This window comes from Leclercia sp. CFBP8987, from assembly GCF_034044995.2.
In the GTDB taxonomy this organism is placed as follows: domain Bacteria; phylum Pseudomonadota; class Gammaproteobacteria; order Enterobacterales; family Enterobacteriaceae; genus Enterobacter; species Enterobacter tamurae.
This window is the reverse complement of record NZ_CM188255.1, coordinates 3,828,766-3,842,996: the sequence shown is the minus strand read 5'-3', so window position 1 is coordinate 3,842,996 and position 14,231 is coordinate 3,828,766. Positions and strand designations below refer to the sequence as shown.

The window sequence follows — 14,231 nt, the reverse complement described above, 5'->3', positions numbered from 1 at the left end:
AATTTTTCTTGAGAAATGTCTTATTGTGGTGAAATTCGCGGAGGGAAAACAAAAATGCGGGCGAATATGACAGGGAAATAGCAACACGAAATCATGGAAATTATATTCCACTCATGCGGGTGATATTTCCCTGCAGGGCCTTACAAAATAGCGTTCTTATCGATCCCCAGCCGCTTCATGCGCGACAGGAGCGTGGTGCGCTTCAGTCCCAGCCGTTTTGCCGCCCCTTTGGGTCCGGCGATCACACCGTTGGTCTCTTTCAGCACCCGCATAATGTGTTGATATTCCTCCTCGCCTTCGCGGATCGGACTGACAGGCGCCTCCGGCGTCGCGGTACTGGCGAAGCGAGGATAATCGATATCCGGGAGCGACAGTTGCAGGACATTGCCACGGGTCAGGAGCACCGCCCGCTCGATGACGTTTTCCAGCTCGCGCACGTTGCCCGGCCACTCCATTTTGCTGAGCTGACGCAGGGTATCCGCCGGGATGCTGTCGATATTGCGTCCCAGCCGGTGGGCGATCTTGAAGGTGAACGACTTCACCAGCAGGGGGATATCTTCCGGGCGTTCCCGCAGCGGCGGGAGGAAGATCGGGAACACGTTGAGCCGGTAGTAAAGGTCGCTGCGGAACTCACGATCGGCGACCATTTGCGTTAAGTCGCGGTTAGTTGCGGCAATCAGGCGCACGTCGGTGTGGATAGTGCGATTGCTGCCGAGCCGCTCAAACTCCTGCTCCTGGAGCACGCGCAGCAGCTTGGGCTGCAGCTCAATGGGCATATCGCCCACTTCATCGAGGAACAGCGTGCTCTTGTCCGCCAGCTCAAAGCGGCCAATATGCTGGGCGCTGGCGCCGGTAAACGCCCCGCGCTCGTGGCCGAACAGGTCGCTCTCCAGCAGCCCGGCAGGCATCGCCGCGCAGTTCATCTTCACCATCCGCCGCTCGCTGCGTCCGCTGAGATTATGAATGGCGCGGGCAATCAGCTCCTTACCGGTCCCGGTCTCCCCCAGGATCAGCACCGTACTGTTGCTGTGGGCCACCATCTCCACCTGCTTCATCACCGTCATCATCGGCGAGCTGCGGCCAATGATTTCGCCAAAGTCGGTGGCGACGTTGTTGATCTGCTCGGTCAGAGCGAGGTTCTCGTCGATCAGCCGCTCCTTGAGATGGCTGATTTCGCGGTAGGAGAGGGCGTTATCCACCGCAATGGCAATACGTTCGGCAATCTGGTTCAGCAGCTCCAGATTCGAGGCGGTAAACACCTGGGCTTTACACTGGGCCAGCTTCAGGGTGCCGAGGATCCGCTCGCGGAAAATCAACGGGAACAGGCACAGGGTCTGATCCTGTTCGCCCCACATATCAAACAGCATCCGTTCGTAAGGGGCGTGCTGGTCACGACTGTGCAGGTTAAGCATCAGCATCTTTTTGTTACGCATCACTTTTTCGGACAGCGTGCCTTTCTCGTCCACCTCGCTCTGATCGTACAGCGGGGCGTTTTTATCCAGGTAATGGGTGGAGTAGACGAGGAGCTTGCCCTTGCGCTCGCTGCGCAACACCATGCTGATGGAATCAATGCCGAAGTTGCGCTGGATCTCCCGGGAGACCTCCGTCACCAGCTCATCAAGGTCGAGTTTCGACAGCACCGCGTTGGTGATGGCGACCAGCAGGCGAAAGTCGTTACGTTCCCGGCACAGCACATCGTAGCTGTCGCTGTTATTCTGCCGGGCGAGGATCTGCTCGACCGCCAGACCAGCTGCCTGGGTCAGGGTTTGCAGCCGGGAGAGATCGCTGTCGCACCAGGGCAGATCGTCGTCGCGCAGAAACTCGCAGCCGCCGAAGATCCGTCCGTCGGCCGCCAGCGGGGTCAGGCAGTAGTGGGCAAAAGGGGCATAAAGATCCAGCCCGGCCAGCGCTGGCCAGGTCTCTTTAAAGATGTCCGCCTGACAGTGCAATACGTCCGGGCGCGACAGCATGCGGCGGAAAGGTCCGTTCGCCAGCAGCGGCTCATCTTCATAGCGGATATCCCGATCCTGCTCGTCAGTACCGTACAGACAGACGCGACGCTGCTCTGACTGCCAGAGCAGAATATGGGCGCGATCGGCCAGGTTCATCTGCCGGGCATGCCAGGTCAACGACCGCGCCAGGGCGCAGAGATCGGGCTGTTGCAGCAGGGTACGGGTAATATCGAATAATCCTTGATCGACGGGATCGTTCGTGGGTGTATACGACATGCGTTATATCCAGAAAATGAGAAGCTAATAGGTGCTGCCGGGGTCAGCAAATACGCGGTAGCGGTTCGGCATGCGGTAAGTTCAGGGTTCGCTTCACGCCGTACAGTCCGGTGAGCCGGACACCTGTGCGTTCCACCACCTCGCCGATGATGGCCGCGTCCTGGCCCAGAGGATGCTGGCGTAATAAGCCTAGCACGCGCTCCGCTTCATGGCGTCCGACCGCAATCACCAGCTTGCCTTCGTTGGCGAAGTTGAGCGGATCCAGGCCCAGCAGTTCGCACGCGCCGCGCACGGCGGGCTTCACCGGCAGGGCGTTCTCCTGTAATTCGATCCCACAGCCGCTGCTGGCGGCAAACTCATGGGCGACAGCATTCACGCCGCCGCGGGTAGCGTCGCGCAGGGCTTTGATGCCCGGCTCCGCCCGCAGCGCCTGAATCAGCGGCGTCAGAACGGCGCAGTCGCTTTGCAGATCGCCGTCCAGGCCTAAACCTTCACGCAGATTCAGGATGGTCGCACCGTGATCGCCCAGCGTACCGCTGACCAGCAGCACATCGCCGACCGCAATCTGGCGCATGCCCCAGTTTACGCCCACGGGAATCGAACCGATACCGGCGGTGTTAATAAACACCTTATCCGCCGCGCCGCGCGGGACAACTTTGGTATCGCCGGTCACAATGGTGATGCCTGCTTCAGAGGCGGCGGTGGCCATGCTGGTGACGATGCGTTCCAGCGTCGCCATCTCCAGCCCCTCCTCAAGGATAAAGCCGCAGGAGAGCCAGCGTGGGATCGCCCCGCTGACCGCCACGTCGTTGGCGGTGCCGCAGATCGCCAGCTTGCCGATATCGCCCCCAGGGAAGAACAGCGGGTCAATCACGTAGCTGTCGGTGGAAAAGGCCAGCCTGTCGCCCTGAGCGGTAAGCTCATGCAGGGGAATACGGGCCTGGTCTTCCTGCTCGTTCAGCAATGGGTTGGCGAAGGCGCGCATAAAAAGCTCTCCGATCAGCTGCTGCATGGCCTGGCCGCCGCTCCCGTGGGCGAGGGTTATCTGTTTCAACTTTCACACTCCTGAGAACGGTACTGATACCAGGCGCTACACGCCCCTTCCGATGACACCATCAGCGCGCCAAAGGCGCTTTGCGGCGTGCACTTGTTACCAAACAGCGGGCACTGGGCCGGTTTGCAGCGCCCGGTCAGGACAGCCCCGCAGCGTGCCTCAGGATCGTCGCAGATGTCTTGCGCCCGGGTGCTGAAGTGGCGCTCGGCGTCAAACTGGCGATACGCTTCGGTGAGATGTACGCCAGAGTGTTCGATCACCCCCAGCCCGCGCCATTCGCTGTCGCCTTCAATGCCAAACACCTCGGCAATCGCGGCCTGCGCCACGGTATTACCCGCTTCCGGCACGATGCGGCGATACTGATTTTCGACCTGGCTGACGCCAGCGATTTTCTGCTCCACCAGCATCAATACGCCCTGCAGCAGATCCACCGGTTCAAAACCGGCCACCGCCAGCGGGCGCTGATGTTCAGCGGCGATGAAATCGTAGGCGTGGGTGCCAATCACCATGCTGACGTGCCCCGGGGCCAGAAAAGCGTCGATGCCGTTCTCCGGCTGTTCCAGCAGGCTTTTCAGCACCGGGATCAGGGTGATGTGCTGACAGAAAAAGAAGAAGTTCTCCACCTTAGCGGCCTTCGCCTGACGCAGGGTCAGGGCGGTGGCGGGCATGGTGGTTTCAAACCCCAGGCCGAAGAAGACCACTTTGCGGTCCGGGTTCTGCTGGGCCAGCTTCAGGGCGTCGGCGGGGGAGTAGATAATCCGCACGTCCGCGCCGCGCATCCGGGCATCCAGCAGGGAGCTGTTTTTACCCGGGACCCGCATCGCGTCGCCGAAGGTGCAGAAGATCACCTCCGGGTGGCTGGCGATCTCAATGCAGGTGTCGATCCGCCCCATCGGCAGGACGCATACCGGGCAGCCGGGGCCGTGGATAAACTCAATATTCTCCGGCAGGAGCTGATCGAGCCCGAACTTAAAGATGGCGTGGGTATGTCCGCCGCACACCTCCATAATCCGCAGCGGACGCTGGGGGGTATAAGGCAGGGCTTCGGCGCGGGTTTTCAGCGTCTCAATCAGGCGCATCACCTTCTGCGGGTCGCGGTATTCATCAACAAAGCGCATCAGCGGGACTCCTCGCCAAACAGCAGCGGGCCGACGTCCGGCTCGACGTCGAACATATTCTGCAGGGCGGCGAGGGTATCCAGCGCCTCCTCTTCATTAATCACGCTCATGGCGAAGCCGACGTGGACCAACACCCACTGGCCGAGACGGCTGGTGCCGTTTTCGTCGTGAGCACCCACCAGGGTCAGATCCACATCGCGCAGCACGCCGCAGACCTCAACTTTGGCCTGCATACCCTCCACGATGGCGCTGATTTTTCCGGGAACGCCTATGCACATCGCTGCGCCTCCAGCCAGTCAAGCCAGGCGTCCATTCCGTCCCCGCGCGTGGCAGAAACCAGCAGGATCGCAATATCCGGATTCACTTCCCGGGCAGCGGCGAGGCATTTCTCCACGTCAAAATTCAGGTACGGCAGCAGATCGACCTTATTGAGCAGCATGATGGAGGCCGCGGCGAACATGTGCGGGTACTTCAGCGGCTTGTCCTCGCCCTCGGTGACGGAGAGCACTGCCACCTTGTGACGCTCCCCGAGATCGAAGCTCGCCGGGCAGACCAGGTTGCCGACGTTTTCGATAAACATGATCCCGCCCTCATCCAGCGGCAGGCGCTGCATGGCGTCGTGAATCATCTGGGCGTCGAGGTGGCAGCCTTTGCCGGTATTGACCTGGATCGCCGGGGTGCCGGTAGCGCGGATCCGCTCGGCGTCATTTACGGTCTGCTGATCGCCTTCGATCACCGCGCAGGGCACGCGCTGCTGTAAGCGCTTTAAGGTCTCGGTGAGCAGGGTGGTTTTACCGGAGCCGGGGCTGGAGACCAGGTTCAGCGCCAGCTGCTGCCGGGCGCGGAACCGCTGGCGGTTCAGCTTAGCGAGCTGATTATTTTTGCTCAGCACGTCGATCTCAATCTCAACCATCTTGCGCTGGCTCAGGCCCGGCGCGTGAGTGCCTGCGGCGCCCTGGCCGTAATCAAGCTGGCCCGGCTGGTGTTCTGAAGGGGCAAACTCCCCGCCGTCAATCCGCGTGACGTTAAATGCCTGGCGTGGTGCCGGAGAGAAGGGGGCGCTGCGAAAAGCGGAATGGGCATTCCGCTCATCACCTTCTATATAGAGGTTGCCTTGGGCGCAACCGCAGGTGGTACACATGATTTACTCCTGTTCAATTTCCAGACGCGTGATATGCAGTCCGTCGTCGGCGACGATATTCAGACTCGCGCCGCCACAGTCGGGGCAGCGTCGTACGCGATGGGTAAGCAGCTGGACATAAGCCTGACAGTCCTGACACCAGCATTCCGCCTGCTGCTCTTCGAGATGCAGCCCGCAGCCTTCGGCCAGGGTGCCGCGGCACACCAGCTCAAAGCAAAATTCCAGCGCGCTGCTTTCGACGCAGGAAAAGGCGCCGACGCGCAGCCAGACATCCGTCACCCGCTTCGCGTGGTGCTGATGGGCCTGTTGTTCGATCAATTCCAGCGCCTGCTGGCAGAGGGTGATTTCGTGCATTGTGCTATTCCCGTTGAAGTCGTGGGGGTTAAGCAATATTGATGCCAGCTTTTAGAAAGGAGAAAGGCGGGAAAGCGTGAGCCCTGACAAAGATGACGAAATGACATGTCATTTTTTGTGATCGGGCGGGCTTTAAAAAATATTTATCATTAAATTCAGTTAGTTAAAAAATGGCATGAATCGTGCTTAGTGAAGCGAACTCTTTACATATGACGCATCAGGTACTTCACCATGACACTTTCCGAATTGAGCGAAAAAGCCAATTTTATTGCCGGGCACCAGCGCGTTCTCCGCGCCCACTGGAATCACTACGGCAATTCACTGGTTCAGGCCATTACCCTCTCCAGAGCCAGTCTGCACCTGAGCGTGGGTTGCAATAACGACAATGGGCTGGGTTTCTGGCTGTTTGACCACTTCCTGATCCGCGTGACGCCTGAGCAGGCGTTCAACGGGCATATCTTCAATTACACCATCGAAGCGCGGGACGACCAGCAGAGCGTGCTGATTGGTCGTGCCCGACTGAGCGATGACGGGATGCTGGACGGCACTATTCACATCGACCAGCGCGAGGCGGTGTTCAACCATTTCCTCGACAAAATCAACGGCGTGTATACCGCGCTGTATGAAGCCACCGAACGCGGCGAATCGCTGACCCTGGCGACACTCGCGCAGCACCACGCTGCGGTCTGAATTCGATGTCGGCAGGTGTCGAAAATGACACTTCCGCCATTTTTCGTCAAAAATGACTATCACCAGAGGACTCCAGGTGAATCGTTTTGTAATTGCTGATCCCACGCTGTGTATCGGGTGCCACACCTGCGAAGCGGCCTGCTCAGAAAACCATCGCCAGCATGGCCTGCAAAGCCAGCCGCGACTGAAAGTGATGCGCAACAACACCGACTCTGCGCCGCAGCTGTGCCATCACTGCGAAGATGCCCCCTGCGCCCAGGTGTGCCCGGTCAATGCCATCACCCGCATCGACGGCGCTATCCAGCTCAATGAAAGCCTGTGCGTCAGCTGCAAGCTGTGCGGTATTGCCTGCCCGTTTGGCGCCGTTGAGTTTGCCGGCAGCCGCCCGCGGGCCATTCCTGCCAACTGTAATACCAGCAAGGCACCGATGGCCCCCCCGGCACCCGCCCGCGTCAGCCCGTTCCTCGACTGGGTGCCCGGCGTGCGCGCCATCGCCGTGAAGTGCGACCTCTGCTACTTCGACCCGGACGGTCCGGCGTGCGTGCGTACCTGTCCGACCAAATCCCTGCGTCTGATTGATAACCAGGACATTGCGCTCGCCAGCAAACGCAAACGCGAACTCACCCTGCATACGGATCTGGGCGATCTGTCGCTGTTCCAGTCGCAACAAGGAGAGCTTTGATGAACGCCTTATCGTTAATTAACCAGGCGCTAGCGTGGTATGTCATCAGCGCGGTGCTGGCCCTCATTTTTTGCGCTAACCGATCAGTCAGCGGCGCCATCGCCGGGATCGGCGGGGCGATTGCCAGCGCCATGGCGGTGGGGGCAGGGGCGATCGCGTTGCTCTCTTCGCAACCTCAGCACGCAGAGCTGACCTGGCTGCACCTCGGCATGCAGATGTCCGGCATCCGGGCGATTTGGCTGATCGCTATCGGCCTGCCGATGTGCCTGATCAGCCTGTATACCATTGCCTGGCAGCGCCACCCGCAGGCGAAAGCCAACGGCCTGCTGACCAACCTGCTGATGGCCGCCGCCGTGGCCGCCATCATGGTCGATAACCTCGGCTGGCTGGTGGTGATGGCCGAAGTGATGGCCCTTTGCGCCGCGTTTCTCACCGGCTGCGTCCAGTCCGGCAAGCTGTGGTTTGTGCTGGGGCGTCTGGGGACCCTCCTGCTGGCCATCGCCTGCTGGCAGGCGTGGAGCTACTACGGCACCCTGAACTTCGGGGCGATGAGTGCCCTGGCTACCGCCCAGGCACCGGGGGCCAGCATCTGGCTACCGGGGCTGGCGGGCTTTGGCCTGCTGGCCGGGGTGATCCCGCTGCACGGCTGGGCACCGCAGGCCCATGCCAATGCCAGCGCGCCCGCTGCCGCGCTGTTCTCCACGGTGGTGATGAAGGTCGGTCTCTACGGCATGCTCACCGTGGCCCTGAGTGGGGCGTTACCGCCGCTGTGGCTCGGGGTACTGCTGCTGGTGATGGGGATGCTCACCGCCTTTATCGGCGGGCTGTACGCCCTGATGGAGCACAACATTCAGCGCCTGCTGGCGTACCACACTCTGGAAAACATCGGCATTATTCTGCTCGGCCTCGGGGCGGGCGTCACTGGTATTGCGCTGCACAGCAATCTGCTGATTGCGCTCGGCTTTACTGGCGGGCTCTACCACCTGATCAGCCACGGCCTGTTTAAAACCACGCTGTTCCTCGGCGCGGGCGCGGTGTGGTATCGCACCGGCCATCGCGACATCGAGAAGCTCGGCGGCATCGGCAAAAAAATGCCGCTGATCTCGCTGGCGATGCTGGTGGGGTTGATGGCGATGGCGGCCCTGCCACCACTGAACGGCTTTGCCGGCGAGTGGGTGATCTATCAGTCCTTCTTTAATCTCGGCACCCACGACGCCTTTGTTGCCCGCCTGCTGGGGCCGCTGCTGGCGACCGGCCTGGCGATCACTGGCGCGCTGGCGGTGATGTGTATGGCGAAAGTTTATGGCGTCACCTTCCTCGGCGCACCGCGCACCGAAGAGGCGGAAAACGCCTGCTGCGCGCCGTGGCTGATGACCTTCAGCACCGCGCTGGCGGCGCTGTGCTGCGTGGCGGGTGGCGTGGCTGCGCCCTGGTTCCTGCCGATTATCAGCGGTCTGTTCCCGGTCAGCGGCGGGGAGATATCCACCGTCTCGCAACCGATGATGACCCTGCTGCTGCTTGCCGGTCTGCTGCTGCCGTTCATCCTGCTGGTGCTGTTCAAGGGCGACCGCCTGCCGAACCGCTCCCGCGGCTTCGCCTGGGTCTGCGGCTACGATCACGAGGCCGCAATGGTCATCACCGCCCACGGCTTTGCGATGCCGGTAAAAGAGTCCTTTGCCCCGGTGCTGAAGCTGCGCAAATGGCTTAACCCGGTGCGCCTGATCCCCGGCTGGCAGCGCGACTGCACCGCCGTGTTGTTCCACCGTATCGCCCTGATTGAGCTGGCGGTGCTGGTGGTTGTCGTTATCTCCCGAGGAGCCTGAGCATGACCCTCATCTTCGCACTGATTCAGGCGCTGGTGCTGTTTGCCGCTGCGCCGCTGCTGGCGGGCATTACCCGTGTGGCGCGTGCCCGTCTGCACACCCGTCGCGGGCCGGATATCTTCCAGGAGTACCGGGATCTGATCAAACTCCTGGGTCGCCAGAGCGTGGCCCCGGCGGCATCCGGCTGGGTCTTCCGTCTGATGCCCTTTGTGATGGTGGCGGTGATGTTTGCCATTGCCACCGCGCTGCCGGTGATCACTATCGCTTCACCGATGCCTGCGCTGGGGGATCTGATCACCCTGATCTACCTCTTCGCCATCGCCCGCTTCTTCTTCGCCATTGCCGGGCTTGATACCGGCAGCCCGTTCACCGGGATTGGCGCGAGTCGTGAAGCGATGCTCGGCGTGCTGGTGGAGCCGATCCTGCTGCTCGGTCTGTGGGTTGCCGCGCAGGTAGCGGGCACCACCCACATCAGCGCCGTCACCGCGACGATCTACCACTGGCCGGTGGCGCACTCCGTGACGCTGGTACTTGCCCTGTGCGCCTGCGCCTTCGCCACCTTTATTGAGATGGGCAAGCTGCCGTTTGACCTCGCCGAAGCCGAGCAGGAGCTGCAGGAAGGCCCGCTGTCGGAATACAGCGGCGCGGGCTTTGCGCTCCTCAAGTGGGGTATCAGCCTGAAACAGCTGGTGGTGCTGCAGATGTTCGTCGGGGTGTTTATCCCCTGGGGACAGATGACGCAGTTCTCCGCAGGCGGTCTGCTGCTGGCGCTGGTCATTGCGGTGGTCAAGCTGGTGGTGGGCGTGCTGGTCATCGCCCTATTTGAGAACAGCATGGCGCGTCTGCGCTTTAACGCCACCTCACGGATTACCTGGACCGGTTTCGGTCTGGCATTTTTAGCTTTCGTCTCCTTGCTGGCGGCGTGACTGTAGAGAATAACCATGTCTGAAGAAAAAGTTGGTCAACACTATCTCGCCGCACTGCACCAGGCCTTCCCGGGCGTGGTGCTGGATGAAGCCTGGCAGACCAAAGATCAAATCACCGTGACGGTGAAAATTAACTACCTGCCGGAAGTGGTCGAGTTCCTGTACTACAAACAGGGCGGCTGGCTGTCGGTGCTCTTTGGCAACGATGAACGCCAGCTCTGCGGCAGCTACGCCGTCTACTACGTGCTGTCGATGGAGCAGGGCACCCGCTGCTGGCTCACCGTGCGCGTGGAAGTGGACGCCGACAAGCCGGAGTTCCCGTCCGTCACCCCGCGCGTGCCCGCGGCGGTGTGGGGCGAGCGCGAAGTGCGCGACATGTATGGCCTGGTGCCGGTTGGCCTGCCGGACGAGCGTCGTCTGGTGCTGCCGGATGACTGGCCGGACGAACTCTATCCGCTGCGTAAAGACAGCATGGATTATCGTCAGCGCCCGGCCCCGACCACCGACAAAGAGACCTACGCGTTCATCAACGAACTCGGCGACAAGAAAAACAACGTGGTGCCGATTGGCCCCCTGCACGTCACCTCCGATGAGCCGGGCCACTTCCGCCTGTTCGTCGACGGCGAGAACATCATCGACGCCGACTACCGCCTGTTCTACGTCCATCGCGGGATGGAGAAGCTGGCCGAAACCCGCATGGGCTACAACGAAGTGACCTTCCTGTCGGATCGCGTCTGCGGCATCTGCGGCTTTGCCCACAGCACGGCCTACACCACCTCGGTGGAGAACGCGATGGGGATCGTGGTCCCGGAACGCGCCCAGATGATCCGCGCCATCCTGCTGGAGGTGGAACGCCTGCACTCGCACCTGCTGAACCTCGGCCTGGCCTGCCACTTTGTCGGCTTTGACTCCGGTTTTATGCAGTTCTTCCGCGTGCGTGAGACCTCCATGAAAATGGCGGAGATCCTCACCGGGGCGCGTAAAACCTACGGTCTGAACCTGATCGGCGGCATCCGTCGCGATCTGCTGAAAGAGGACATGATCGCCACCCGCCTGCTGGCCCAGCAGATGCGCCGCGAGGTGCAGGACCTGGTGGATATCCTCCTGAGCACGCCGAACATCGACCAGCGCACCGTCGGCGTGGGCCGCCTCGACCCGCAGATCGCCCGCGATTTCAGCAACGTCGGCCCGATGGTTCGCGCCAGCGGCCACGCCCGCGACACCCGCGCCGATCACCCGTTTGTCGGCTACGGCCTGCTGCCGATGGAAGTCCACACCGAGCAGGGCTGCGACGTGATTTCCCGCCTGAAAGTGCGCATCAACGAGGTCTACACCGCCCTGAACATGATCGACTACGGCCTCGACAACCTGCCGGGCGGCGAGCTGATGGTGGAAGGCTTTACCTACATCCCGAACCGCTTTGCGCTGGGCTTCAGCGAAGCACCGCGCGGGGATGATATCCACTGGAGCATGACCGGCGACAACCAGAAGTTATGGCGCTGGCGCTGCCGTGCGGCCACCTACGCCAACTGGCCGACGCTGCGCTACATGTTGCGCGGGAACACCGTCTCCGACGCGCCGCTGATTATCGGCAGCCTCGACCCTTGCTACTCCTGCACCGACCGCATGACGGTGGTGGATGTGCGTAAGAAGAAAAGCAAGGTGGTGCCGTACAAAGAGCTGGAACGCTACAGCATTGAACGCAAGAACTCGCCGCTGAAATAACCCGGAGCACCCATGTTTACCTTTATCAAAAAAGTCATCAAAACCGGCACGGTGACGGCGTCCTATCCGCTCGAACCGATTGCGGTCGACAAAAATATGCGCGGCAAGCCGGAGCACGACCCTAAGCAGTGTATCGGCTGCGCGGCGTGCGTGAACGCCTGCCCGTCGAATGCCCTGACGGTGGAGACCGATTTAAAGAACGGGGAGCTGTTCTGGCAGTTCAATCTGGGGCGCTGCATCTTCTGCGGACGCTGCGAAGAGGTCTGCCCGACCACCGCCATCAAACTCTCCCAGGAGTATGAGCTGGCGGTGTGGAGCAAGGCCGATTTCCTCCAGCAGTCGCGCTTCGACATCTGCCACTGCCGGGTGTGCGAGCGGCCGTACGCGGTGCAGAAAGAGATCGACTACGTCATCGACCTGCTGCGCCACAACGGCGACAAACGCGCGGAACGTCACCGGGAGAGTTTTGAGACCTGCCCGGACTGTAAGCGCCTGCAGGGGCTGACCCCTTCGGACAAAATCCATCTGACCCGCGAGATGAAGGACGCGACACAATGAGCGAACTGTTAGGGCCACGTAACGAACAGGGGATCCCGGTGCCGGTGACGGTGGATGAGTCCATCGCCAGCATGAAGGCCTCGCTGCTGAAAAAAATTAAGCGCTCTGCCTACGTCTACCGCGTGGACTGCGGCGGCTGCAACGGCTGCGAGATTGAGATCTTCGCCACCCTGTCGCCGATCTTCGACACCGAGCGCTTCGGCATCAAGGTGGTGCCATCCCCACGCCACGCCGACATTCTGCTGTTTACCGGGGCAGTGACCCGCGCGATGCGCTCCCCGGCGCTACGCGCGTGGGAATCGGCTCCGGATCCAAAAATCTGTATCTCCTACGGGGCCTGCGGCAACTCCGGCGGCATCTTCCACGACCTGTACTGCGTCTGGGGCGGCACCGATAAAATCGTCCCGGTGGATGTCTACATCCCCGGCTGCCCGCCGTCGCCTGCTGCCACCCTGTACGGCTTTGCCATGGCGCTGGGGCTGCTGGAGCAGAAGATCCACGCCCGCGAGCCGGGGGCGCTGGACAACCAGCCCGCGGAACTGCTGCATCCGGAGATGGTTCAGCCCCTGCGGGTACGTATCGACCGCGCCGCGCGCCGCCTGGCGGGCTACCGCTACGGTCGCCAGATCGCCGACGACTTTATGCACCATCTGCTGGAAGGGGATAAAAGCGTGGCGGACTGGCTGGCCCGGGAGAACGATCCGCGTCTGAACGAGATCGTTGGCAACCTCATCCAGGTGGTCGGGCAGGAGCGTATCTGATGAGCGAAACCGTGGTCTTCAGCCAGCTCAGCCGCAAGTTCATTGATGAAAATGACAACACCCCCGACGACGCCCAGCAGGTGATCTACTACGGGCTGGCCATCGGCCACCATCTGGGAGTCATCGACTGCCTGGAGGCGGCGCTGACCTGTCCGTGGGAGGAGTACCTGGCGTGGATCGCCACCCTGGAAACGGGGAGCGAGGCGCGGCGCAAAATGGAGGGCGTGCCGCGCTACGGGGAGATTGTGATCGACGCGAATCATATTGTGATGCTGGCCAGCGCCTTTGACGCCGCGATGGCGCGGCAGACGGCGCAGCAGCAGACGTGGAGCCGGGCGATGCTCGGCATGCTCCACGCCATTCACCAGGAAAACGCCATCTATCTGATGGTTCGGAGGCAACGTGACTGATGTTTTACTCTGCGTCGGCAACAGCATGATGGGCGACGACGGTGCCGGTCCGCTGCTGGCCGAGATGTGCCGCGAGACACCGCGCGGCGACTGGATGGTGTTCGACGGCGGCAGCGCCCCAGAAAACGACGTGGTCGCGATCCGCGAGCTGCGCCCGGCTCGCCTGCTGATTGTCGATGCGACGGATATGGGGCTCAACCCCGGCGAGATCCGCCGCATCGACCCGGACGACATCGCCGAGATGTTTATGATGACGACGCACAATATGCCTCTTAATTATCTTGTGGATCAGCTGCGGGGGGATGTGGGGGAGGTGATTTTCCTTGGGGTGCAGCCGGATATTGTGGGGTTTTATTATCCGATGACGGAGGCGATTAAAGCTGCCGTTGAGAGGGTTTATGAAAGTTTGGTAGACCGGGATGGGGTGCTGGAGTTTGGGGAGTTGTAGCGCGTAATCACGAAGGTAACTCTCTGGAAATACCCGGTGGCGGCTAGCGCCTTACCGGGCCTACGAAAAATGCGTCATCTGTTGATATCCTGGGTTTTGTAGGCCGTGCAAGGCGTCAGCCGCCGCCCGGCAGAAGCGAGCACAATGTTTGAACCAGGTTGCTGATTGCGTGTACCTCTCTGGAATTGCCCGGTGGCGGCTTACGTTGTACCGGACCTATACCTGTGTTTTTTATTAGTTCTAATTTTCGTGAAGTGATAAACCGAAAGTAATTTTAACGGGTATATGAGCACAGGAGTTTAAGGCGTGAGAT

At 61.2% G+C, this 14,231-nt stretch carries 15 protein-coding genes; 9 read left to right on the top strand and 6 right to left on the bottom strand.

Features of this window, described 5'->3' with window-relative positions; translation table 11 throughout:
• Positions 1–140: 140 nt before the first annotated feature.
• The 6 genes from flhA to hypA are packed head-to-tail and all read right to left on the bottom strand — an operon-like array spanning position 141 to position 5,895.
• A complete protein-coding gene (gene flhA / locus SOM40_RS18465; protein WP_320530527.1) occupies positions 141–2,228 on the bottom strand; it encodes a formate hydrogenlyase transcriptional activator FlhA in 2,088 nt (695 codons plus the stop codon).
• Between the two features lie 43 nt (positions 2,229–2,271).
• Positions 2,272–3,282, bottom strand: coding sequence for a hydrogenase expression/formation protein HypE (gene hypE / locus SOM40_RS18460; protein ID WP_320530526.1), 1,011 nt, complete (start codon positions 3,280–3,282; stop codon positions 2,272–2,274).
• Positions 3,279–4,400, bottom strand: coding sequence for a hydrogenase formation protein HypD (gene hypD, locus SOM40_RS18455; RefSeq protein WP_320530525.1), 1,122 nt, complete (start codon positions 4,398–4,400; stop codon positions 3,279–3,281). Before hypD ends, hypE begins: the two co-directional genes overlap by 4 nt.
• Positions 4,400–4,678 carry a HypC/HybG/HupF family hydrogenase formation chaperone gene (locus SOM40_RS18450; RefSeq protein WP_261645212.1) on the bottom strand — a complete coding sequence of 93 codons (279 nt, stop codon included), beginning with the start codon at positions 4,676–4,678 and terminating at the stop codon, positions 4,400–4,402. Before SOM40_RS18450 ends, hypD begins: the two co-directional genes overlap by 1 nt.
• Positions 4,669–5,541 carry a hydrogenase nickel incorporation protein HypB gene (gene hypB / locus SOM40_RS18445; protein WP_320530524.1) on the bottom strand — a complete coding sequence of 291 codons (873 nt, stop codon included), beginning with the start codon at positions 5,539–5,541 and terminating at the stop codon, positions 4,669–4,671. The genes SOM40_RS18450 and hypB overlap by 10 nt, the downstream gene beginning before the upstream one ends.
• Before the next feature lie 3 nt (positions 5,542–5,544).
• Entirely contained in the window at positions 5,545–5,895 is a 351-nt protein-coding gene (gene hypA / locus SOM40_RS18440) for a hydrogenase maturation nickel metallochaperone HypA (RefSeq protein ID WP_106994531.1), read from the bottom strand.
• A 231-nt stretch (positions 5,896–6,126) separates the two neighbouring features.
• On the opposite strand from hypA, the gene SOM40_RS18435 reads away from it, so the two are divergent.
• The 9 genes from SOM40_RS18435 (at position 6,127) to hycI (ending at position 13,918) form a co-directional block, all read left to right on the top strand.
• Positions 6,127–6,585, top strand: coding sequence for a transcriptional regulator (locus SOM40_RS18435; RefSeq protein WP_262672613.1), 459 nt, complete (start codon positions 6,127–6,129; stop codon positions 6,583–6,585).
• Positions 6,586–6,661: 76 nt separating this feature from the next.
• Positions 6,662–7,267: a 4Fe-4S dicluster domain-containing protein gene (locus SOM40_RS18430; protein ID WP_166183651.1), complete on the top strand. Its 606-nt coding sequence runs from the start codon at positions 6,662–6,664 to the stop codon at positions 7,265–7,267.
• A complete protein-coding gene (gene hycC / locus SOM40_RS18425; protein ID WP_320530523.1) occupies positions 7,267–9,090 on the top strand; it encodes a formate hydrogenlyase subunit 3 in 1,824 nt (607 codons plus the stop codon). The genes SOM40_RS18430 and hycC overlap by 1 nt, the downstream gene beginning before the upstream one ends.
• 2 nt (positions 9,091–9,092) lie before the next feature.
• Positions 9,093–10,016, top strand: a complete 924-nt coding sequence (locus SOM40_RS18420) for a respiratory chain complex I subunit 1 family protein (RefSeq protein WP_166183646.1) — start codon at positions 9,093–9,095, stop codon at positions 10,014–10,016.
• A gap of 15 nt (positions 10,017–10,031) precedes the next feature.
• Positions 10,032–11,741, top strand: coding sequence for a formate hydrogenlyase subunit HycE (hycE, locus tag SOM40_RS18415; protein WP_312190854.1), 1,710 nt, complete (start codon positions 10,032–10,034; stop codon positions 11,739–11,741).
• Positions 11,742–11,753: 12 nt separating this feature from the next.
• Complete coding sequence (locus SOM40_RS18410; protein WP_320530522.1) at positions 11,754–12,299, top strand: formate hydrogenlyase complex iron-sulfur subunit; 546 nt, start codon at positions 11,754–11,756, stop codon at positions 12,297–12,299.
• A complete protein-coding gene (locus SOM40_RS18405) occupies positions 12,296–13,060 on the top strand; it encodes an NADH-quinone oxidoreductase subunit B family protein (RefSeq protein ID WP_320530521.1) in 765 nt (254 codons plus the stop codon). Before SOM40_RS18410 ends, SOM40_RS18405 begins: the two co-directional genes overlap by 4 nt.
• The gene (locus tag SOM40_RS18400; RefSeq protein WP_285128438.1) at positions 13,060–13,470 is read left to right on the top strand and encodes a formate hydrogenlyase maturation HycH family protein; all 411 of its coding nucleotides are present in this window, start codon (positions 13,060–13,062) and stop codon (positions 13,468–13,470) included. Before SOM40_RS18405 ends, SOM40_RS18400 begins: the two co-directional genes overlap by 1 nt.
• On the top strand, positions 13,463–13,918 hold the full coding sequence (gene hycI, locus SOM40_RS18395) for a hydrogenase maturation peptidase HycI (protein WP_320530520.1): 456 nt from the start codon (positions 13,463–13,465) through the stop codon (positions 13,916–13,918). The genes SOM40_RS18400 and hycI overlap by 8 nt, the downstream gene beginning before the upstream one ends.
• The last annotated feature ends 313 nt before the right edge of the window (positions 13,919–14,231 follow it).

Bases quoted from the DNA above. Each gene is read 5' to 3' on its own strand.
- flhA (WP_320530527.1), bottom strand. From the start codon at position 2,228: ATGTCGTATACACCCACGAACGATCCCGTCGATCAAGGATTATTCGAT.
- SOM40_RS18405 (WP_320530521.1), top strand. From the start codon at position 12,296: ATGAGCGAACTGTTAGGGCCACGTAACGAACAGGGGATCCCGGTGCCG.
- hypD (WP_320530525.1), bottom strand. From the start codon at position 4,400: ATGCGCTTTGTTGATGAATACCGCGACCCGCAGAAGGTGATGCGCCTG.
- hycC (WP_320530523.1), top strand. From the start codon at position 7,267: ATGAACGCCTTATCGTTAATTAACCAGGCGCTAGCGTGGTATGTCATC.
- hypB (WP_320530524.1), bottom strand. From the start codon at position 5,541: ATGTGTACCACCTGCGGTTGCGCCCAAGGCAACCTCTATATAGAAGGT.
- SOM40_RS18435 (WP_262672613.1), top strand. From the start codon at position 6,127: ATGACACTTTCCGAATTGAGCGAAAAAGCCAATTTTATTGCCGGGCAC.
- SOM40_RS18410 (WP_320530522.1), top strand. From the start codon at position 11,754: ATGTTTACCTTTATCAAAAAAGTCATCAAAACCGGCACGGTGACGGCG.
- SOM40_RS18420 (WP_166183646.1), top strand. From the start codon at position 9,093: ATGACCCTCATCTTCGCACTGATTCAGGCGCTGGTGCTGTTTGCCGCT.
- hycE (WP_312190854.1), top strand. From the start codon at position 10,032: ATGTCTGAAGAAAAAGTTGGTCAACACTATCTCGCCGCACTGCACCAG.
- SOM40_RS18400 (WP_285128438.1), top strand. From the start codon at position 13,060: ATGAGCGAAACCGTGGTCTTCAGCCAGCTCAGCCGCAAGTTCATTGAT.
- hypA (WP_106994531.1), bottom strand. From the start codon at position 5,895: ATGCACGAAATCACCCTCTGCCAGCAGGCGCTGGAATTGATCGAACAA.
- SOM40_RS18450 (WP_261645212.1), bottom strand. From the start codon at position 4,678: ATGTGCATAGGCGTTCCCGGAAAAATCAGCGCCATCGTGGAGGGTATG.